Below are 20,392 nucleotides of genomic sequence, written 5' to 3' on the forward strand. Positions count from 1 at the left end.
TTTGTCCCTACCTGAAGACTGTTTTGACTACGAAGCCTGCCTGGCGGCCTGCGCCCGAGGTAAGCAGCAGGCGTTGCACGCGCTCTACACGCAAGAAAGCGCACGTCTGCTCGGCGTCGCCAAGCGGATCGCCCGCAGCGACGCGCTGGCCGAGGACATTGTGCACGACGCCTTCCTCAAAATCTGGACCCGCGCCGGCAGCTTCGACCCGGCGCGAGGCACTGCCCGTGGCTGGATCTTCAGCGTGACGCGGCACCTGGCGCTGAACTTCATGCGTGACAACGCGCACATCGTTCAGGTCAGCGAACAGAGCGAAAGCGCGTTACTGGCCGAGGCCTCTCTGGAGGCAGCCACCGACGCCGACACCTTCGAATACCGTGCCCGCTCGGGGCGTATTTACGGGTGCCTCGAACAACTGGAACCGGCGCGTCGCAACTGCATTCTTCATGCGTACGTAGACGGTTTTTCGCATTCGGAGATAGCGCAGAAAATCGGCGCGCCACTGGGTACGGTTAAAGCCTGGATCAAACGCAGTCTGGTGGCATTGCGGGAGTGCATGGGATGACAGGCTATCCGTCGAAAGGCAGCGCCGATGAACTGGACGCACTGGCCAGCGAGTACGTGTTAGGTACACTGCCGGCCGAGCAACGCCTCAATGTCCCAAACCGCCTCGCCACGGACGCCGACTTGCGTACGGCGGTGGACGCATGGGAAGGGCGCCTGCTGGCCTTGACCGAACTCGCCGAACCGCACACCCCAAGCCCACGGCTGTGGGACCGGATCGAGCGCAGCGTCGGCAGCCACGACCGCCGAGTTCCCGTACAAACGCCTGCCGTGACGTCGCATTCCTGGTGGGATCTCCTGCCCCTGTGGCGCGGACTGGCCGGCGCAGGACTCGTTGCGACCCTGCTGCTGGGCTCGATGCTCCTGACCCGAACCGCCCCGGTGAACCCCACGACCTACCTCGTCGTGCTCGTTGCCCCGCAAAACCAGGCCCCCGGCTGGGTCATCCAGGCCAGCAACCCGGAAGAAATCCAGCTGATACCGCTCGGCGCCACCCCAGTCCCCGCCGACAAAGCCCTCCAGTTCTGGACAAAAGCCGACGGCTGGCAGGGCCCCGTGTCCCTGGGCCTGGTCAAACCCGGCCAGACCCTCTCCGTACCGGTGAACAAACTGCCGCCGCTGCAACCCAACCAACTCTTCGAACTGACCCTCGAAAACCCCAACGGCTCCCCGACCGGCAAGCCTACGGGGCCGATTCAATTTATTGGGCGGGCGGTGAAAGTGATCTAGCGGCTGGACGCGGAGCGTCGAGGGCGGCATTCCCACGCAGAGCGGGGGAACGATCGGCCAATCATCTAGCGTCTGGAAGGCCGCTTTCGTGAGCAAGCTCACTCCCACATGAGCGTCGTTTGCCCTTGATGATTTGCGGTGTCACATCTGACGCCTTCCCGGCTGAAGCCGGTCCCACTAAGAGCAGCGCGTGCATTCAGTGAAATGGGTGGTGGTCACACCGGCCTCTTCCCGGCTGAAGCCGGTCCTACTAAGCGTAAGCGCTTCTGATCTTCATACGCAAAAAGTCCAGACACCACAAAACGCGACTTGGGTGCAGGCCGAACGCAGACGACGCGCAGTGGGTCGAGCCGCAGGGATGCGGCGAGAGCGCCGTCAGGACATGGATGTCCGTTCGGCGCGGGCCCACGGAGCGTCGTCGGAGTGAGGGAATCCCGACGGAGGAGGGACCTAGCCAGGAGCAGGCACCCTTGGTTACTTGGGGTGCTTTTCCAAGTAACTCGCCGAAGGCGAAACCGAGGCCTTTAGGCCGACGCTTGTGATCTTGGCGTACTAAGCCACGACTCAGATCTCAAATCTAAATACTGGCACTCTGATATTTTCACCCAATCCCAAATGTTGGACCCCTTCTTGCAATAACCCCGATACAACGCTTCGGCGTCAAAAGATTGATTTAACGCGCAGGTGCCCATCGGTGGAACGCTCACAACTCATCTCCCACGCCAGAACCGGATTGATCGGCCTGGGCCGTGGACAACTTGGCGTCCCGCTACTGCTCCTCGTCATGCTCGCCATGATGATGCTGCCCATGCCGCCGTTCCTGCTCGACGTCTTCTTCACCTTCAACATTGCCCTGTCCATCGTCGTCCTGCTCGTCTGTATCTATGCCCTGCGGCCCCTCGACTTCTCCGTATTCCCGACCATCCTCCTCGTCGCCACCCTGCTGCGACTGGCCCTCAACGTCGCCTCCACCCGCGTCGTCATGCTCCACGGCCAGGACGGCCACGCCGCCGCCGGTAAAGTCATCCAGGCGTTCGGTGAAGTCGTCATCGGCGGCAACTACGTCGTCGGTATCGTCGTCTTCGCCATCCTCATGATCATCAACTTCGTCGTCGTCACAAAAGGTGCCGGCCGGATCTCTGAAGTGAGCGCGCGCTTCACCCTCGACGCCATGCCCGGCAAACAGATGGCCATCGACGCCGACCTCAACGCCGGCCTCATCGACCAGCCCGAAGCCAAACGCCGTCGTCTTGAAGTCGCCCAGGAAGCCGAGTTCTACGGCTCCATGGACGGTGCCAGCAAATTCGTCCGCGGCGACGCCATCGCCGGCCTGCTGATCCTCTTCATCAACCTCATCGGCGGCATGCTGGTGGGCATCCTGCAACACGGCATGAGCTTCGGCGACGCCGGCAAGGTTTACGCGCTGCTGACCATCGGTGACGGTTTGGTGGCGCAATTGCCATCCCTGTTGCTGTCCACCGCCGCCGCGATCATGGTGACCCGAGCCTCCGGTTCGGAAGAAATGGGCAAACTGGTCGGCCGCCAGATGTTTGCCTCCCACAAGGCGCTCGCCGTATCCGCCGGGATCATGATCGTCATGGGCCTGGTCCCGGGCATGCCGCACTTCTCCTTCATCAGCCTCGGTCTGGTGGCTGCCGGCGGCGCCTACCTGCTGTGGAAGAAAGAGAACCAGGTCAAGCTGGCCGCCGTGCAAGAGGTCAAGCGTCAGCAAGAGCTGCTGCCATCGCCGACCCGCGCGCAGGAATCCAAGGAACTGGGCTGGGACGACGTGACCCCGATCGACATGATTGGCCTGGAAGTCGGCTACCGCCTGATTCCGCTGGTGGACCGCAACCAGGGTGGTCAATTGCTGGCGCGGATCAAGGGCGTGCGCAAGAAGCTCTCTCAGGAGCTGGGCTTTCTCATGCCGACCGTGCACATCCGCGACAACCTCGACCTGGCGCCCAGCGCCTATCGCCTGACCCTGATGGGCGTGACCCTGGCCGAAGCCGAGATCTACCCGGACCGCGAACTGGCGATCAACCCCGGTCAGGTGTTTGGCAGCCTCAACGGCATCACTGCCAAAGACCCGGCGTTTGGCCTGGAGGCCGTGTGGATCGAAATCAGCCAGCGTGCCCAGGCGCAATCCCTCGGTTACACCGTGGTGGACGCCAGCACCGTGGTGGCGACTCACTTGAACCAGATTCTCTACAAGCACTCTCATGAATTGATTGGCCACGAGGAAGTCCAGCAATTGATGACCCTGCTGGCCAAGGGATCGCCAAAACTGGCGGAAGAACTGGTCCCGGGCGTGTTGTCGCTGTCGGCCCTGCTGAAGGTGCTGCAGGCGTTGCTTGCCGAACAGGTGCCGGTTCGCGATATCCGCTCCATTGCAGAAGCCATCGCCAACAACGCTGCGCGTAGTCAAGATACCGCCGCGCTGGTGGCTGCCGTACGGGTCGGATTGTCCCGCGCAATCGTCCAAAGCATTGTCGGCATTGAGCCGGAGCTGCCTGTGATCACCCTTGAGCCAAGGTTGGAACAGATATTGCTAAATAGTCTGCAGAAGGCAGGTCAGGGTCAGGAAGAAGGCGTTCTCCTCGAACCGAGCATGGCTGAGAAACTTCAGCGCTCGTTGATCGAAGCGGCGCAGCGTCAGGAGATGCAGGGGCAGCCGGTTATTTTGTTGGTCGCAGGTCCGGTTCGCGCCATGTTGTCCCGCTTTGGACGGTTGGCTGTACCGAATATGCATGTTTTGGCTTACCAGGAAATTCCTGACAATAAGCAAGTCACCATCGTAGCGACTGTCGGGCCTAACGGCTGAGGTAGTGAGTCATGCAAGTTAAGCGTTTTTTCGCCGCCGATATGCGACAAGCCATGAAACTGGTTCGCGATGAGCTGGGCGCTGAAGCCGCCATCATCGGCAACCGGCGGATCGCTGGCGGCGTGGAACTGACCGCCGCCCTGGACTACAAGCTGTCTGCGCTGGCCCCGCGTGTACCGAACATCGAACTCGAAGATGAGCTGCGCAAGACTCAGTCGCTCATCGTCACTGCTCAGGCTGAGCTGACCCACCGCAGCGAGCTGGACACTGTCGCCAACCGTCAGTTGTTCGCCGGCCTTGCGATGGATGACAGCAAGCAGATCGAACCGACGCTGGAAGAACCGTTTCGCCCGTCCGTCCACGCCGCAGTGGCCGCCGAACGCGCCGAGCGCAACGCCGAGCCGGGCGTTGGCGACCGCGCCTACGAAGCGATGCGCTCCGAATTGAACGGCCTGCGCGAACTGCTGGAAGTCCAGCTGGGCTCGCTGGCCTGGAACCAGCTGCGAGACGGCCGTCCGCAACAGGCCAATCTGTGGCGCCGTCTGCAACGGGTCGGCCTTTCCGGCCCGCTGTCCCGCGACTTGCTGGCGATGGTCCCGGACTCGAACGATCAGGCTCACACCTGGCGCATGCTGCTGGCCCATCTGGCCCGCATGATTGCCACGCCGGACGTCGAGCCACTGGAAGAGGGCGGTGTGATTGCCATGGTCGGCCCTGCCGGCATGGGCAAAACCACCACGCTGGCTAAACTGGCGGCCCGATATGTGTTGAAATACGGCGCGCAAAATATCGCGCTGGTGAGCATGGACAGTTTCCGCATTGGCGCTCAGGAGCAACTGAAAACCCTGGGCCGGATCCTCAATGTACCGGTCACCCACGTCGACCCGGGCCAGTCCCTGGCACAGGCGCTGGAGCCGCTGTTGCGCAAGCGTGTGGTGTTGATCGACACCGCCGGCCTGCAAGCCAGCGATCCGGCCCTGCGTCTGCAACTGGAAACCCTCGCCGGGCGTGGCATCAAGGCGCGCAACTACCTGGTGCTGGCGACAACCAGCCAGAAGCAGGTGCTGTCAGCGGCTTATCACAGTTACAAACGTTGCGGTCTGGCCGGGTGCATCCTGACCAAGCTCGACGAAACGGCCAGCCTGGGCGAAGTGCTCAGCCTGGCCGTGACACACGAACTGCCTGTGGCCTATCTCACCGATGGCCCACGGATACCGGATGATCTGCATTTGCCCCGTCGGCACCAATTGGTGAGCCGGGCTGTCAGCGTGCAGATGCAGGAGGAGCCAAGCGAGGAAGCGATGGCGGATATGTTTGCGGATCTTTATCACAGCACCGGCAAGCGCGCGGGCTAGGTGAAGAAAATGACAGTGGAATTTTCCTGCATCGATGGTCTGCCAGGCATTGTTCAGACACTGAACGTGCAGCCCGACATGTGGCTTAGGTCTAAGCAAGACAAGGTAAACAATTAACATGGGCAGCATGCATCCCGTACAGGTTATCGCGGTGACCGGTGGCAAAGGTGGCGTAGGCAAGACCAACGTTTCAGTGAATCTTTCACTGGCACTGGCCGAGCTGGGACGTCGCGTCATGCTGCTGGACGCCGATCTGGGTCTGGCCAACGTCGACGTATTGTTGGGTCTGACCCCCAAACGCACCCTGGCTGATGTCATCGAAGGGCGGTGCGAGCTGCGCGATGTCTTGCTGCAAGGCCCGGGCGGTGTACGCATCGTGCCGGCGGCATCGGGCACCCAGAGCATGGTCCACCTGACCCCGGCGCAGCATGCCGGGCTGATTCAGGCGTTCAGTGACATTGGCGACAACCTCGATGTGCTGGTCATCGATACCGCCGCCGGCATCGGCGAGTCGGTGGTGAGCTTCGTCCGCGCGGCCCAGGAAGTGCTGCTGGTGGTGTGCGACGAACCCACATCGATCACCGACGCCTATGCCCTGATCAAACTGCTCAACCGCGATTACGGCATGAACCGCTTCCGCGTCCTGGCCAACATGGCCCAGAGCCCGCAGGAAGGGCGCAACCTCTTCGCCAAGCTGACCAAAGTCACTGACCGTTTTCTCGACGTGGCCCTGCAATATGTGGGCGCCGTGCCGTACGACGAATGCGTACGCAAGGCCGTGCAGAAACAGCGCGCCGTGTACGAAGCGTTTCCGCGTTCCAAATGTGCCCTGGCGTTCAAGGCCATCGCGCAGAAAGTCGACACCTGGCCGCTCCCGGCGAACCCGCGCGGCCACCTGGAATTTTTCGTAGAACGCCTCGTGCATCAAACCAGCGCAGGGCCCGTCTCATGACAGCAAGTGGCTATCGCATGTACAGCAAATCGTCCAAAGACTCCCAGTATGAGCTGATCGAGCGTTATGCCCCGCTGGTCAAACGAATCGCCTACCACTTGCTGGCGCGTCTGCCGGCCAGCGTGCAGGTCGAGGATTTGATCCAGGCGGGCATGATTGGCTTGCTCGAAGTCTCGACCAAATACGACTCCACGAAAGGGGCCAGCTTCGAGACGTACGCGGGTATTCGTATCCGTGGTGCGATGCTCGACGAAGTGCGCAAGGGGGACTGGGCGCCGCGCTCGGTCCACCGCAACACGCGTATGGTCAGTGACGCGATTCGTGCAATCGAAGCAAAAACCGGCCGTGACGCTAAAGATCACGAGGTTGCTGCCGAACTTGAAATGAGTCTCGACGATTACTACGGGATTTTGAACGATACCCTGGGCAGCCGCCTGTTCAGTTTCGACGACCTGTTGCAGGACGGCGAACACGAAGGGCTGCACGAGGACGGCGCGAGCCAGTCCCTCGAACCGTCGCGGGATCTGGAAGACGAGCGCTTCCAGGCTGCGCTGGCCGAGGCCATTGCCAACTTGCCCGAACGTGAACGCCTGGTGTTGTCGCTGTACTACGACGAAGAGCTGAACCTCAAGGAAATCGGTGAGGTCCTGGGTGTCAGCGAGTCGCGGGTCAGCCAGCTGCACAGTCAATGCGCGGCGCGGTTGCGCGGTCGTCTTGGCGAGTGGCGCGCACGTTCGTGAATCAGGCGCAGGCCGCGAGGCCTGCGTGTTGCGTGTAAGACCGGCTGTGCAAGACGTGAGCGGGAAGCAAATGAGACACGGCAGGAGTCGGTCGAACCGGGTCGTAGATGATCCGGTTTCGCTGCGCTTGTTCCGGTCGATTCCACCCCCTCTTGATGTTCGGCACAGCCGGTATTGATTGAACGCGCGTTCAGGTGCTGAACGCGTTAAAGACTGCTTGGAGGTCGAATTGGACAAGAACATGAAAATCCTCATCGTTGATGACTTCTCAACGATGCGGCGGATCATAAAAAACCTGTTGCGTGACCTTGGGTTCACCAACACGGCCGAAGCAGATGACGGACTCACCGCATTGCCGATGCTGCAAAGCGGCGCTTTTGACTTCCTCGTCACTGACTGGAACATGCCGGGCATGTCCGGCATCGACCTGTTGCGTCAGGTGCGTGCCGACGAGCGTCTGCGCAGCCTGCCGGTGCTGATGGTCACTGCCGAAGCCAAGCGCGAGCAGATCATCGAAGCCGCTCAGGCCGGTGTGAACGGCTACGTGGTGAAGCCGTTCACCGCGCAAGTGCTCAAAGAAAAAATCGAAAAGATATTCGAGCGCGTCAATAGCTGATGTCCGCTGCGAGGGCGCTATGGATTCCAAAGATTCGACAATGGGTGACTTTGAGTCAACCCTGAAGAAACACGCACAAGAGCTGGTCGCGAGCCTTGAAAAAGGCAAGTTCGGCGATGCCGTGCAACTGATCCATGAGCTTAACCAGACCCGCGACCGCGGCCTGTATCAGGAAGTCGGCAAACTGACGCGCGAGCTGCACAGCGCGATCGTCAACTTCCAGATCGACCCGAACATGCCGCAGGCCGAGGAGGTCTCCCAGATCACCGACGCCACCGAGCGGCTGTCGTACGTCGTCAGGCTGACTGAAAACGCGGCGAACCGGACCATGGATCTGGTAGAGCTGAGCACGCCGTTGATGCACGGGCTCACTGAAGACGCCAAGTCGTTGAGCGCCGATTGGGGACGCTTCATGCGCCGCGAGATCAGCGCCGAAGAGTTTCGTGATCTGGCCCGCCGCGTCGATGTGTTCCTGACCCGCAGCGAGAAGGAGACCACCGAGGTCTCTGCGCACTTGAACGACATTCTGCTGGCTCAGGATTACCAGGACCTCACCGGTCAGGTGATCAAGCGCGTGACCACGCTGGTCACGGAAGTCGAGCGCAATCTGCTCAAGCTGGTGCTCATGGCGAGCCAGGTGGACCGCTTCGCGGGCATCGAGCACGACCAGGAAATGTTCCGTCAGCAAAAAGAACAAGAAAAACTTCACTCCAAGGGTGAAGGTCCGCAGATTCATGCCGATAAACGTGAAGACGTTGTATCCGGACAGGATGATGTTGACGATCTGCTATCCAGCCTCGGATTCTGATTCGGTCATTCTGTCTCGGACTTCAGGTTTTCTGTGAAAGTGGCTGCTGGACCCGCGCGCCAATGCTTCGACGAAAGCAATGCGCGCAGGCCGTCAGTGCAGCCTCCGGATCGGTTTGACGGTTAATTTTAGGAGCACCCCCCAATGAGCTTCGGCGCCGATGAAGAAATCCTTCAGGATTTTCTGGTAGAGGCCGGCGAGATTCTCGAGCTGTTGTCAGAGCAGTTGGTCGAGCTGGAAAGCCGGCCTGACGATGCGGACCTGCTCAATGCAATTTTTCGCGGTTTTCACACTGTAAAAGGGGGCGCCGGCTTCCTCCAGCTCAACGAGCTGGTTGAATGCTGTCACATCGCCGAGAACGTGTTCGACATCCTGCGCAAGGGTGAGCGTCGCGTCGACTCGGAGCTCATGGACGTGGTGCTCGAAGCGCTCGACACCGTCAACAGCATGTTCGGTCAGGTGCGCGAGCGTTCTGCCGTCACCCCGGCCACGCCTGAATTGCTGGCCGCGCTGGCTCGCCTGGCCGAGCCAGCCTCGGCAGAAGAAATCGCTGCGGCACCGGTGGTGGTTGAAGAGCCGGTCGCTGAAGCGCCGTCCGAAGACATCACCGATCTGGAATTCGAACAGCTGCTGGATTCGCTGAACGCCGTCAAGGCGCAAGCGGCAGGTGCGCCTGCACCGGCTCCGTCTGCGCCTGTTGCCGCGGCACCCGTTGCAGCTGCGCCGGCAGCAGCGGCTGGCACGGCGGCCAGCGATGAAATCACTGACGCCGAATTCGAATCACTCCTCGATCAGCTGCATGGCAAAGGCCAGTTCGCCGTTGATGCGGTGCAACCGCCAGCGGCTGTGACGCCGTCTGCCGCACCGGCCAGTGACGAAATCACTGACGACGAATTCGAGTCGCTGCTGGATCAGTTGCACGGCAAAGGCTCGTTCTCGCCGGACGCCGTCGGCGCTGCGGCTCCTGGCGCTGCGGCACCTGCTGCCGCTGCACCTGCCGCGCCGGTTGCGCCCGCCGCTGCGTCGAAAGCCGCTGCGTCGGACGAGATCACCGACAACGAATTCGAAGACCTGCTGGATCAGTTGCACGGCAAAGGCAAGTTCGAACCTGCCGTGGCTGCCGGCGCACCTGCAGCGCCGGCCGCAGCGGCACCGACCAAGAAGCCCGAGCCCGCCAAAGCCGAACCGGCCAAAGCGACGCCTGCTGCTGCAGCGCCGGCCAAAGCTGCACCGGCTGCTGCTCCCGCACCGGCTCGCGCTGCGGCGCCGGCGCCCAGCGAAAAACCGCCGTCTGAAGCGGAAACCACCGTGCGCGTCGACACCGCGCGGCTGGATGAAATCATGAACATGGTCGGCGAACTGGTGCTGGTGCGTAACCGCCTGGTCCGCCTGGGTGCCAACAGCGCCGATGAAGCCATGTCCAAGGCCGTGTCCAACCTGGACGTGGTCACCGCTGACCTGCAGACCGCGGTCATGAAGACCCGCATGCAGCCGATCAAGAAAGTGTTCGGTCGCTTCCCGCGACTGGTTCGCGATCTGGCGCGTCAGTTGAAGAAAGAAATCAGCCTTGAACTGGTGGGTGAAGAAACCGACCTGGACAAGAACCTCGTCGAGGCCCTGGCCGACCCGCTCGTCCACTTGGTGCGTAACGCGGTCGATCACGGTATCGAGTCGCCGGAAGAGCGCGAGGCGTCGGGCAAGTCCCGGAACGGTCGTGTGATTCTGGCCGCCGAACAGGAAGGCGATCACATCCTGCTGTCGATTTCCGATGACGGCAAAGGCATGGACCCTGCGGTCTTGCGTGCCATCGCGGTCAAGCGTGGTGTGATGGACAAGGATGCAGCGGATCGCCTCAGCGACACCGACTGCTACAACCTGATCTTTGCGCCGGGCTTCTCGACCAAAACCGAGATTTCCGATGTGTCCGGGCGTGGCGTGGGCATGGACGTGGTGAAAACCAAGATTGCCCAGCTCAACGGCTCTATCAGCATCAATTCCACCAAAGGCCTGGGCTCGAAGATCATCATCAAGGTGCCGCTGACCCTGGCGATCATGCCGACGCTGATGGTCATGCTGGGCAACCAGGCCTTCGCGTTCCCGCTGGTCAACGTCAACGAGATCTTCCACCTGGACCTGTCGACCACCAACGTCGTTGACGGTCAAGAAGTGGTGATCGTGCGCGACAAGGCGCTGCCGTTGTTCTACCTCAAGCGCTGGCTGATCAGCTCGGCGGCTCACGAGGAGCAGCGCGAAGGCCACGTGGTGATTCTTTCGGTAGGCACGCAACGCATCGGCTTCGTGGTGGATCAGTTGGTCGGCCAGGAAGAAGTGGTGATCAAGCCGCTGGGCAAAATGCTGCAAGGCACGCCAGGCATGTCGGGCGCGACCATCACCGGTGACGGCCGTATCGCACTGATTCTCGATGTCCCGAGCATGCTCAAGCGCTACGCGGCCCGACGGATTGGTTAAGCAGCATCGGCTTCGGGAGGGCGCCTTGCGAGGTTTTTCAGTGGGACCGGCTTCAGCCGGGAATAGGGCGGCGAAAACACTGTGGATTTTCGGTGTGACACCCGACGCCTTCCCGGCTAAAGCCGGTCCCACTAACGGCATGCGGAGGGCGCCTTGCGAGGTTTTTCAGTGGGACCGACTTCAGCCGGGAAGAGGGCAGGGTGAACACCCTTGATCTTTCGGTGTGATACCCGACGCCTTCCCGGCTAACGCTGGTCCTACAAATAGACCCGGTCTCGTTTTAAGCGCGAAAACCGGTCCCACTGGCCTGTCTCGTTTCGCCAATGTGACCCAAGCTACGTGATTCAGGGCGTGCGGCCCCTCAGGGTGGCGCGCGCTCTTTGGAGTGTTTATGGCAGTCAAGGTTCTCGTCGTGGACGATTCGGGTTTTTTCCGACGTCGTGTCTCGGAAATTCTTTCTTCGGATCCCACGATCCAGGTGGTCGGTACCGCCACCAATGGCAAGGAAGCCATTGACCAAGCCCTGGCCCTCAAGCCCGACGTGATCACCATGGACTACGAAATGCCGATGATGGATGGCATTACCGCGGTCCGTCACATCATGCAGCGTTGCCCGACCCCGGTGTTGATGTTCTCCTCCCTGACCCACGAAGGCGCCCGAGTCACACTCGATGCGCTGGACGCCGGGGCGGTGGATTTCCTGCCCAAGAATTTCGAAGACATCTCGCGCAACCCCGAGAAGGTCAAACAGATGCTGTGCGAAAAAGTGCACAGCATCTCCCGCAGTAATCGTCGTTTCAGTGGTTACGGCAGCACGCCTTCTGCCACCTCGGCGCCCGCGCAGTCTGCTGCGCCCGCTGCACCGCGCAGCACGGCTGCCGAAGCGCGACCATCGCGTCCGGCGCCAGCCCCTGCGCCTGCGCGTTCAGCCGCGCCGGCGTCGCAGCAGCCTGCAGCGGCGTCCCATCACCACGCGCCGACGTCGGCTGCGCCCAAGCGCAAAGCCTACAAACTGGTGGCGATCGGCACGTCTACCGGCGGTCCAGTGGCCTTGCAGCGCGTGCTGACCCAACTGCCGGCCAACTTCCCGGCGCCCATCGTGCTGATCCAGCACATGCCGGCCGCCTTCACCAAAGCCTTCGCCGAGCGCCTCGACAAGCTGTGCCGCATCAGCGTCAAGGAAGCCGAGGACGGTGACATCCTGCGCCCCGGTCTTGCACTGCTGGCCCCTGGCGGCAAACAGATGATGGTCGATGGTCGCGGCGCGGTGAAAATCCTGCCGGGGGACGAGCGCCTGAACTACAAGCCCTGCGTCGACATCACCTTTGGCTCGGCGGCAAAATCCTACAGCGACAAAGTCCTCGCGGTCGTCCTCACCGGGATGGGCGCCGACGGCCGTGAAGGCGCGCGTCTGCTCAAGCAGAGCGGCAGCCAGATCTGGGCCCAGGACGAAGCCAGCTGTGTGATCTACGGCATGCCCATGGCGATCGTCAAAGCCGAACTGGCCGACGCCATTTACAGCCTCGACGACATCGGGCGCCACCTGGTGGAGGCCTGCAGCTGATGGATGTCTTGACGCTCATAGGGATCATTCTGGCGTTCGTCGCGATCATCGGCGGCAACTTCCTCGAAGGCGGGCACCTGGGCGCCTTGCTCAACGGTCCGGCCGCGCTGATCGTGCTCGGCGGTACGCTGGCGGCCTGCCTGCTGCAGACGCCCATGAGCGCGTTCAAGCGGGCGATGCAGATCTTCATCTGGATTCTGTTTCCACCACGCATTGATCTGGCCGGCGGCATTGATCGCGTCGTGTCGTGGAGCCTCACCGCGCGCAAAGAGGGCTTGCTCGGCCTCGAAGCCGTGGCGGATTCGGAGCCCGATGCCTATTCGCGCAAAGGCCTGCAGCTGCTGGTCGACGGCGCTGAACCGGCGGCCATTCGCGGCATTCTGGAAGTGGATTTCATCACCCAGGAAAGCCGCGACATTCAGGCCGCGAAGGTCTACGAAAGCATGGGCGGTTACGCGCCAACGGTCGGCATCATCGGTGCCGTCATGGGCCTGATCCATGTGATGGGCAACCTGGCCGATCCCAACCAACTGGGCAGCGGCATCGCCGTGGCGTTCGTCGCGACCATTTATGGCGTTGCCTCCGCCAACCTGATTCTTCTGCCGGTGGCGAACAAGCTCAAGGCCGTGGCGATCCGTCAGTCGCGCTACCGGGAGATGCTCCTCGAAGGCCTGCTGTCGATTGCCGAAGGCGAGAACCCGCGCTCGATCGAACTGAAGCTGCAAGGCTTCATGGAGTGATGGACTGATGGCCCGCCGACGTCACCAGGAAGAGCACGAAAACCACGAACGCTGGCTGGTGTCCTACGCGGACTTCATCACCTTGCTGTTCGCTTTCTTCGTGGTCATGTATTCCATCTCGTCGCTGAACGAAGGCAAATACAAAGTGCTGTCCGAGGCGCTGGTCGGGGTGTTCAACGAGCCCGAGCGCAGCGTCAAACCGATCCCCATCGGCGAGCAGAAGCCGCAGACCGTGAGACCCGCCGATCCGCTGGTTCAGGACAGCGAGCAGACCGACGCCGCGCTGGGCCAGGCTGCAGACGACCCGCTCAAATCCATTGCCGATGACGTCAACGCGGCGTTCGGCGACCTGATCGCTTCCAAGCAGATGACCGTGCGCGGCAACGAGCTGTGGATCGAGATCGAACTCAATTCCAGCCTGCTGTTCGGCAGCGGCGACGCGATGCCGAGCAATCAGGCGTTCGACCTGATCGACAAAGTCGCGAAGATCATCAAGCCGTTCGATAACCCGGTGCACGTCGAAGGCTTCACCGATAACCAGCCGATCAACACCGGGCAGTTCCCGACCAACTGGGAGCTGTCGTCGGCGCGCTCGTCGAGCATCGTGCGCATGCTGGCCATGGACGGGATCAACCCGGCGCGGCTGGCCTCGGTCGGCTACGGCGAGTTCCAGCCGCTGACCTCGAATGCCACCGCCGATGGCCGCGCGCGCAACCGCCGCGTGGTGCTGGTGATCTCGCGCAACCTGGACGTGCGCCGCAGCCTCACGGGCTCGGGCACCACGGCCAACGCAAAACCCGATGCGGCGCTGCGTCGTGCTGGCACACAAACTGCACCGGTCCCGGCCAAGCCGCCGCAAGGCGTCAAATCTTCGTCATCTGCCCCTTAAACCCGGTCGTCGCTTTGGTCGGGGGGAAAACGAGTACATGAGAGTCTGGGCAGTAGCCAATCAGAAAGGCGGGGTCGGCAAGACCACCACCTCCATCGCTTTAGCCGGCTTGCTGGCAGAGGCGGGCAAGCGCGTGGTCGTTGTGGACCTCGATCCCCATGGCTCGATGACCAGCTACTTCGGGCAAGATCCCGATACGCTGGAGCACAGCAGCTTCGACCTGTTCCTCAACAAGGGTGTGGTGCCGGACGGTTTGCCTGGCCAACTGCTGCTGCCCACCAGTGATAAACGCATTTCCCTGCTGCCGTCGAGCACCGCGCTGGCCACCCTTGAGCGCCAGTCGCCGGGGCAGAGCGGGCTGGGCCTGGTGATTGCCAGAAGTCTGGCGCAGCTGTGGCAGGACTTTGATTACGCGATCATCGACAGCCCGCCGTTGCTCGGCGTGTTGATGGTCAACGCGCTGGCGGCCAGCCAGCAACTGGCGATCCCGGTGCAGACCGAATTCCTCGCGGTGAAGGGCCTGGAGCGCATGGTCAACACGCTGGCGATGATCAACCGCTCGCGCAAGGTGCCGCTGCCGTACACCATCGTGCCGACGCTGTTCGACCGTCGCACCCAGGCGTCGATGAGCACCCTCAAGCTGCTGCGCGACAGTTACCCGGAGCACGTCTGGAATGCGTTCATTCCGGTGGACACCCGGTTGCGGGACGCCAGCCGCGCCGGTGTGACCCCCTCGCAGTTCGACAACAAGAGCCGTGGCGTGCTGGCTTACCGCGCGTTGCTCAAGCACATGCTCACCGAACAGCTTGTCGGGCAGGTCGCCTAGTGTCCGCTGATCATTATTTGCCGAGCGGCGCGCCTGCACGCTCAAGTCCATCGGCTATGCAGCCGATAGCTGTATCAGGCGGCAATCGCATCACTACTTTTCGGGCTCCCGTATGAACCGCCCCCTGGACATCGCTTCACGACCACAACTGGCGCTGCAGAACTACCTGGACGCGTTGCTGTATGACGCGACCGAGGAGCTGGAGGTCGTCGAGTCCGTCGATGAATTTCAAGCGGCCGTGCTCGAAGAGCAGGCCCATGACGCACGCATGCGTTCTGCCGTCGCGGCAGCGGTGGCTGCTGCGCTGCCCCCTGCGTTGCCGGCGTCGCAGCCTGCTCCCGTGAGCCGGCCTGCGCCGGTCTCGCTCGCCTATACGGCTCAGCCTGAACCGGCCGTTGCCCGGGTGATGGAACGTCCGGTCGTTATGCCACCGGTGATTCTGCCGCCCGCCATCGTGCCGGTGATCGAGCCGGTCGTTGAAGCGCCTGTGGTTGAGGCTCTGGTGGTGGAAGAACCGCCAGCGGCGCTGATCGAGCCGGTGGTCGACGTGCATCTGTCGGCCCAGCGCACACCGACGCCTCCGCCCACTGGCGATGAACGCCCGGCCTGGGCGGCCGAGCCGTTCGAATGCCTGTTGTTCGACGTCGCCGGTCTGACCCTCGCGGTGCCACTGGTGTGCCTGGGTTCGATTTACCCGTTGGCCGGCCATGACTTGACGCCGCTGTTCGGCCAGCCGGACTGGTTCCTCGGGATCCTGCCGAGCCAGGCGGGCAACCTGAAGGTGCTCGACACGGCGCGCTGGATCATGCCGGACCGGTACCGCGACGATTTCCGTCAGGGCCTGCAATACGTTATTTCGGTTCAGGGCTATGAATGGGGGCTGGCGGTGCATCAGGTCAGCCGCTCGTTGCGCCTGGACCCCAATGAAATCAAATGGCGCACCCATCGTGGTCAGCGACCCTGGCTTGCCGGGACGGTGATCGAGCACATGTGTGCGCTGCTGGACGTTTCCGAGCTGGCCGAGCTGATTGCCAGTGGCGCGGTCAAGCAGATGAAGACGCATCAATAAACATCATCAGATCAACACAGGCCGGCGTACGAAACGTCGACCGCACGGCACAACACGCAAGGGGTTAGGGGTATGAAGAAGTCGTCAGCACAGGGTTCCGAAGATCCGATTCTGCAATGGGTCACCTTCCGCCTGGACAACGAGTCGTATGGCATCAACGTGATGCAGGTTCAGGAAGTGCTGCGCTACACCGAGATCGCTCCGGTCCCGGGCGCGCCAAGCTACGTGCTGGGGATCATCAACCTGCGCGGTAACGTCGTCACTGTCATCGACACCCGTCAGCGCTTTGGTCTGCCGCCGGTTGAAGTCAGCGACAACACGCGTATCGTGATCATCGAGGCCGACAAGCAAGTGGTCGGGATCCTGGTTGATAGCGTGGCTGAAGTGGTTTACCTGCGTCAGTCGGAAGTCGAAACCGCGCCGAACGTGGGCAACGACGAATCCGCCAAGTTCATCCAGGGCGTCTGCAACAAGAACGGCGAACTGCTGATCCTTGTGGAACTGGACAAAATGATGTCCGAGGAAGAGTGGTCCGAGCTGGAGAACATCTGATTGATTCTCGATGTGGCGGTTATTTTTCTGGCGGTGTTGTGGGTCGTGAGCGTCGTGATGTTCATGGCCCACACCAAGCGCCTGCGCACCCTGGCCACGCAGCAGCTGGAGGCGGATTCGCTGCGTGACCAGCGCATCCGCGAGCTGGCCCGGCGCCTGGAAAATTACCAGAGCGGAACGGTGAGAATGGGCGAGGAACTGCACGAGTTGCGTTCCATCATCGCGCTGTTGCCGGACAAGATCACTGCTCTCGAGCAGCGCGATCCCTCGACCCTGTCCTTCGCCCAGGCCGCCCGCCTGGTCGGCATGGGCGCCAGCATCGACGAACTCACCCAGTCCTGCGGCCTGACCCAGGCCGAAGCGCAGTTGATGACCAAGGTGCATGGTCATAATCGGTAGGTGAGGGGGCTGTCGTCGCTGCTTCGCGTGCACGCTCAGTCTCACCCACCATGACGACACCGCGGAATTATCTGCCGATACATGAACGGTAGGAGTGAGCTTGCTCGCGAACAGGGTCTTTCAACCGCTGCATTTTTAGCGGATGTACCGGCCTCTTCGTGAGCAAGGTGGAGCGCCACCCCGGTCACTCCCACAGGTCCTGCAACAACCGGCGATTTTGAGTCAGCCCACCGTCATGTGGGAGCGAGCTTGCTCGCGAAGACTTGCTTTTAGCCCCAGAGAAAGTGGCTGAATGTCCCGGCCTCTTCGTGAGCAAGGTGGAGCGCCACCCCGGTCACTCCCACAGGTCTTGCGCCAACCGGGAATCCCGAGCCGAATCACCCTCCCGTGGGGGTCCAGCTTGCTCGCGAAGACTTACTTTCAGCGCCAGAGAAAGTGGCTGAATGCCCCGGCCTCTTCGTGAGCAAGGTGGAGCGCCACCCCGGTCACTCCCACAGGTCCTGCAACAACCGGAAATCCCGAGCCGAATCACCCTCCCGTGGGAGTCGAGCTTGCTCGCGAAGACTTACTTTCAGCCCCAGCGAAAGTGGCTGAATGTACCGGCCTCTTCGTTAGCAAGCTCACTCCCACAGGTTTTGCAACAACCGGCGATTTTGAGTCAGCCCACCGTCATGTGGGAGCGAGCTTGCTCGCGAAGACTTACTTCCAGCCGCAGCGAAAGTGGCTGAATGCCCCGGCCTCTTCGTGAGCAAGCTCACTCCCACAGGTCCTGCAACAACCGGAAATCCCGAGCTGAATCACCCTCCCGTGGGAGTCGAGCTTGCTCGCGAAGGCTTACTTTCAGTCCCCGAGAAAGTGGCTGGATGTACCGGCCTCTTCGTGAGCAAGCTCACTTCCACAGGTCTTGCGCCAACCGGGAATCCCGAGCCGAATCACCCTCCCGTGGGAGTCGAGCTTGCTCGCGAAGACTTACTTTCAGCCCCAGAGAAAGTGGCTGAATGTACCGGCCTCTTCGTGAGCAAGCTCACTCCCACAGGTCCTGCAACAACCGGCGATTTTGAGTCAGCCCACCGTCATGTGGGAGCGAGCTTGCTCGCGAATTGGACTTTTCAACCGCTGCGTTTTTAGCGGATGTACCGGCCTCTTCGTGAGCAAGCTCACTCCCACAGGGGCAGTGTTGGCCGAGCGACCGCGTGGCGTCAGCCGCGGGCGGGCCTCCACTCAACGCGGCGTGATATCCCGCTCCACCGGCCCGGCATTCGGGTCGAAGCCCACCGGAAACTTGCCTTTCAGGTGCCAGGCAAACGCGATGATTTCGGCGATGGTCAGGTACAGCTCCTGGGGGATGCTGTCGCCCAGTTCCAGGCGGGCGAGCATTTTCACCAGTTCGGCGTTTTCGTAGATCGGCACCTTGTACTCCCGGGCGATCGCCAGAATGGCTTCCGCCAGGCTGTCATCGCCCTTGGCCGTCAGCGTCGGGGCCTGGTGGCCGTCGTAACTCAGGGCAATGGCCTGACGCGGTGTCTGCTCGGGTTTGCTCATCAGGCGTTCTCGTCGATCCAGCGTTGTTCGAGCACGGTCCGTGGCCCTTGGGGCGGCACGCCACGGTTGCACTCCAGTTCCTTGACGTTCAGACCGCACGCCACCAACCGCGCACGCAGATTATCCAGCTCGCTGGAAATCAACTCGGCGCTGCCTTCGCGTTCGGCCCATAACTGGCTGGCGATGCTGCCGGCAATCAGTTGCGCCTGCACCTGCAACGGGCCGAGGGGCTCCAGATCAAACGCCAGCTCCACCCGCCACAGCTTTTCTCGCTCCTTGGCTTCCTGCACTGGCGTGTCGGAATGCTCGTCGCGCTCAGGCGTTTCCTCGCGCTGAACCTTGACTTGCAACGGCACGATGTCGTGGGCGTTGCGCATCGGAATCTCCAGCTGCCACGTGGTCACCTGGGTGCCGTCGGCATTGGTGCGGGTCTGCTCCAGGCCGCCCAGTTGATGGCTCTGCAGGCGCGAAATCGCCCCTGCCGCCAGCTTCAACAGCATCTCCAGATCGTCCTTGCTGTCCGGATGGCCGAGGGTGCGCGGTGGTAATGGGAAGTTGATCGTATCGCTCGGCGGCGCCACCAGCCCCAGGGTGCCGAAAGCGCTGCGCAACACGCTAGGCATGGCCCGCGCCAAGGTGTTGCCGGCGGCAGCGGCGTCATAACTGACGTTGCCCGGCAGCCCCGGCAGGAGTTGTGTGACCAGCCGCAGCAGATTGGCTTTCATGTCCGGCACCAGCGTCGGGTTCTGCCCGGCGAGCAAGCGTGACTCCATGAACAGCCCGCTGGCATTCAGCGCCTGGGCGACGCCCTTGGCTGTGGTCATCTGCGGAATATCCGGCAGATCGGCGAGTAGTTGCTCGATGCTGGCCCGCAGCGATGGCGAAAGATCGTCGCCATCGGCGGCCGGCGGCGGCATGTTTTGCAGCGCCGTGATCAGGCCCTGCAGCGAGCCCTGACGGCTTTGCTGGGTCGACAGCTGCTGCGCCAGGGCCAGTTCGTCCAGACGATTGGGCAGGGCAACGAAATTCAGCGCCTGACTGTTCTGCACCTGGGCGCTGAGCAGACTGCCGACCCGCAACGGCTGCGGGCTGTCGACGGTCAGGCTGGTGCCGGCCAGGGCCGTGTTGAGCAGGATGACGATGGAACGGTAATTGGCTGGCTGCGCGCTGGCTGAGGATTGCCCGAGGGATTGCCCCGCCAACTGCACGACATTCTGCGCCGCGACTTGCGTGGTCAGCACTTTGCCTTGCAGCAGCGTGCCAGCGGGCAGTTGCCGCGTGTCGATGCTGGTCAGGCTGTTGGTGACGGCTTTCTGCAGGTCCAGCACGCTGATGGTCAGGGTGTCGGCAGATCCTTGGGCGACGTTGACGCTGGTGCCGGGCGTCAGCGGCAGCGAACTGCTGACGGGGAGGGTGGTTTGCCGGCCGTTGTCCATGGTCAGTTTGAGCAACAGCTGAAAGTCCTGCCCCAGTTGCTTGAGGCTCACCACTTCAGCGCTGGCCACCTGACCCGAGGTCAACAGCCCTTCGCGCGGCTCCATCAGCTTGAGCACTTCGCCCGCCGGTACGCCTGCGCGCAGCAAGGCCGTGGCCGCTGCTACTGGAGAAAGATTGGGTATATCGCCTGTCATCAGATCCCGACTCGGTAAATTTGCGCTCTGAGTGGCGGGGCCGGGTATGTATAATCCGGCACCGACTGCGTCGGCGGTCCACCGTTAAGCTGCATCAGTATAACGGCCGTCATGATCCCGACT

Annotated in this window: 18 protein-coding genes; 16 read left to right on the forward strand and 2 right to left on the reverse strand. The window is 62.1% G+C overall.

The window, feature by feature from the left end:
* The first annotated feature begins 1 nt into the window (after position 1).
* The 16 genes from ABEH28_RS00475 (at position 2) to ABEH28_RS00550 (ending at position 17,096) form a co-directional block, all read left to right on the forward strand.
* Positions 2-565: a sigma-70 family RNA polymerase sigma factor gene (locus tag ABEH28_RS00475; RefSeq protein WP_346628760.1), complete on the forward strand. Its 564-nt coding sequence runs from the start codon at positions 2-4 to the stop codon at positions 563-565.
* Positions 562-1,293: an anti-sigma factor gene (locus tag ABEH28_RS00480; RefSeq protein ID WP_346628761.1), complete on the forward strand. Its 732-nt coding sequence runs from the start codon at positions 562-564 to the stop codon at positions 1,291-1,293. The genes ABEH28_RS00475 and ABEH28_RS00480 overlap by 4 nt, the downstream gene beginning before the upstream one ends.
* Positions 1,294-1,987: 694 nt before the next feature.
* Entirely contained in the window at positions 1,988-4,117 is a 2,130-nt protein-coding gene (gene flhA / locus ABEH28_RS00485; RefSeq protein WP_346626661.1) for a flagellar biosynthesis protein FlhA, read from the forward strand.
* 11 nt (positions 4,118-4,128) lie between these two features.
* Positions 4,129-5,472, forward strand: a complete 1,344-nt coding sequence (gene flhF / locus ABEH28_RS00490) for a flagellar biosynthesis protein FlhF (protein ID WP_192174156.1) — start codon at positions 4,129-4,131, stop codon at positions 5,470-5,472.
* A 118-nt stretch (positions 5,473-5,590) separates the two neighbouring features.
* Positions 5,591-6,424, forward strand: a complete 834-nt coding sequence (fleN, locus tag ABEH28_RS00495; RefSeq protein ID WP_062385964.1) for a flagellar synthesis regulator FleN — start codon at positions 5,591-5,593, stop codon at positions 6,422-6,424.
* Positions 6,421-7,164: an RNA polymerase sigma factor FliA gene (gene fliA / locus ABEH28_RS00500; protein WP_074892894.1), complete on the forward strand. Its 744-nt coding sequence runs from the start codon at positions 6,421-6,423 to the stop codon at positions 7,162-7,164. The genes fleN and fliA overlap by 4 nt, the downstream gene beginning before the upstream one ends.
* 241 nt (positions 7,165-7,405) lie before the next feature.
* Positions 7,406-7,780: a chemotaxis response regulator CheY gene (locus tag ABEH28_RS00505; protein ID WP_172612850.1), complete on the forward strand. Its 375-nt coding sequence runs from the start codon at positions 7,406-7,408 to the stop codon at positions 7,778-7,780.
* A gap of 19 nt (positions 7,781-7,799) precedes the next feature.
* Positions 7,800-8,588: a protein phosphatase CheZ gene (locus ABEH28_RS00510; protein ID WP_192174157.1), complete on the forward strand. Its 789-nt coding sequence runs from the start codon at positions 7,800-7,802 to the stop codon at positions 8,586-8,588.
* Positions 8,589-8,732: 144 nt separating this feature from the next.
* Positions 8,733-11,057: a chemotaxis protein CheA gene (locus ABEH28_RS00515; RefSeq protein WP_346628762.1), complete on the forward strand. Its 2,325-nt coding sequence runs from the start codon at positions 8,733-8,735 to the stop codon at positions 11,055-11,057.
* A 391-nt stretch (positions 11,058-11,448) separates the two neighbouring features.
* Positions 11,449-12,621, forward strand: a complete 1,173-nt coding sequence (locus ABEH28_RS00520) for a chemotaxis response regulator protein-glutamate methylesterase (protein ID WP_282372858.1) — start codon at positions 11,449-11,451, stop codon at positions 12,619-12,621.
* A complete protein-coding gene (locus tag ABEH28_RS00525; protein WP_133775877.1) occupies positions 12,621-13,361 on the forward strand; it encodes a flagellar motor protein in 741 nt (246 codons plus the stop codon). The genes ABEH28_RS00520 and ABEH28_RS00525 overlap by 1 nt, the downstream gene beginning before the upstream one ends.
* A gap of 7 nt (positions 13,362-13,368) precedes the next feature.
* On the forward strand, positions 13,369-14,250 hold the full coding sequence (motD, locus tag ABEH28_RS00530) for a flagellar motor protein MotD (RefSeq protein ID WP_346626664.1): 882 nt from the start codon (positions 13,369-13,371) through the stop codon (positions 14,248-14,250).
* 37 nt (positions 14,251-14,287) lie between these two features.
* Positions 14,288-15,076 carry a ParA family protein gene (locus ABEH28_RS00535; RefSeq protein ID WP_192174161.1) on the forward strand — a complete coding sequence of 263 codons (789 nt, stop codon included), beginning with the start codon at positions 14,288-14,290 and terminating at the stop codon, positions 15,074-15,076.
* Positions 15,077-15,188: 112 nt separating this feature from the next.
* Positions 15,189-16,145, forward strand: a complete 957-nt coding sequence (locus tag ABEH28_RS00540) for a chemotaxis protein CheW (protein WP_346628763.1) — start codon at positions 15,189-15,191, stop codon at positions 16,143-16,145.
* 72 nt (positions 16,146-16,217) lie between these two features.
* Positions 16,218-16,697 (forward strand): chemotaxis protein CheW, encoded by a 480-nt coding sequence (locus ABEH28_RS00545; RefSeq protein WP_065987319.1) that lies wholly within the window; start codon positions 16,218-16,220, stop codon positions 16,695-16,697.
* Complete coding sequence (locus ABEH28_RS00550; RefSeq protein WP_192174163.1) at positions 16,698-17,096, forward strand: DUF2802 domain-containing protein; 399 nt, start codon at positions 16,698-16,700, stop codon at positions 17,094-17,096.
* A 1,221-nt stretch (positions 17,097-18,317) separates the two neighbouring features.
* Here ABEH28_RS00550 and ABEH28_RS00555 read toward each other — a convergent pair.
* Both ABEH28_RS00555 and ABEH28_RS00560 read right to left on the reverse strand, forming a co-directional pair.
* On the reverse strand, positions 18,318-18,638 hold the full coding sequence (locus tag ABEH28_RS00555) for an EscU/YscU/HrcU family type III secretion system export apparatus switch protein (RefSeq protein ID WP_282372855.1): 321 nt from the start codon (positions 18,636-18,638) through the stop codon (positions 18,318-18,320).
* Positions 18,638-20,269 carry a flagellar hook-length control protein FliK gene (locus ABEH28_RS00560; RefSeq protein WP_346628764.1) on the reverse strand — a complete coding sequence of 544 codons (1,632 nt, stop codon included), beginning with the start codon at positions 20,267-20,269 and terminating at the stop codon, positions 18,638-18,640. The genes ABEH28_RS00555 and ABEH28_RS00560 overlap by 1 nt, the downstream gene beginning before the upstream one ends.
* Between the last annotated feature and the right edge of the window lie 123 nt (positions 20,270-20,392).

This window comes from Pseudomonas sp. Ps21-P2 (assembly GCF_039672565.1).
GTDB lineage: Bacteria > Pseudomonadota > Gammaproteobacteria > Pseudomonadales > Pseudomonadaceae > Aquipseudomonas.

Bases quoted from the DNA above. Each gene is read 5' to 3' on its own strand.
- ABEH28_RS00480 (WP_346628761.1), top strand. From the start codon at position 562: ATGACAGGCTATCCGTCGAAAGGCAGCGCCGATGAACTGGACGCACTG.
- flhF (WP_192174156.1), top strand. From the start codon at position 4,129: ATGCAAGTTAAGCGTTTTTTCGCCGCCGATATGCGACAAGCCATGAAA.
- fleN (WP_062385964.1), top strand. From the start codon at position 5,591: ATGGGCAGCATGCATCCCGTACAGGTTATCGCGGTGACCGGTGGCAAA.
- fliA (WP_074892894.1), top strand. From the start codon at position 6,421: ATGACAGCAAGTGGCTATCGCATGTACAGCAAATCGTCCAAAGACTCC.
- ABEH28_RS00505 (WP_172612850.1), top strand. From the start codon at position 7,406: ATGAAAATCCTCATCGTTGATGACTTCTCAACGATGCGGCGGATCATA.
- ABEH28_RS00510 (WP_192174157.1), top strand. From the start codon at position 7,800: ATGGATTCCAAAGATTCGACAATGGGTGACTTTGAGTCAACCCTGAAG.
- ABEH28_RS00515 (WP_346628762.1), top strand. From the start codon at position 8,733: ATGAGCTTCGGCGCCGATGAAGAAATCCTTCAGGATTTTCTGGTAGAG.
- ABEH28_RS00520 (WP_282372858.1), top strand. From the start codon at position 11,449: ATGGCAGTCAAGGTTCTCGTCGTGGACGATTCGGGTTTTTTCCGACGT.
- ABEH28_RS00525 (WP_133775877.1), top strand. From the start codon at position 12,621: ATGGATGTCTTGACGCTCATAGGGATCATTCTGGCGTTCGTCGCGATC.
- motD (WP_346626664.1), top strand. From the start codon at position 13,369: ATGGCCCGCCGACGTCACCAGGAAGAGCACGAAAACCACGAACGCTGG.
- ABEH28_RS00535 (WP_192174161.1), top strand. From the start codon at position 14,288: ATGAGAGTCTGGGCAGTAGCCAATCAGAAAGGCGGGGTCGGCAAGACC.
- ABEH28_RS00540 (WP_346628763.1), top strand. From the start codon at position 15,189: ATGAACCGCCCCCTGGACATCGCTTCACGACCACAACTGGCGCTGCAG.
- ABEH28_RS00545 (WP_065987319.1), top strand. From the start codon at position 16,218: ATGAAGAAGTCGTCAGCACAGGGTTCCGAAGATCCGATTCTGCAATGG.
- ABEH28_RS00555 (WP_282372855.1), bottom strand. From the start codon at position 18,638: ATGAGCAAACCCGAGCAGACACCGCGTCAGGCCATTGCCCTGAGTTAC.
- ABEH28_RS00560 (WP_346628764.1), bottom strand. From the start codon at position 20,269: ATGACAGGCGATATACCCAATCTTTCTCCAGTAGCAGCGGCCACGGCC.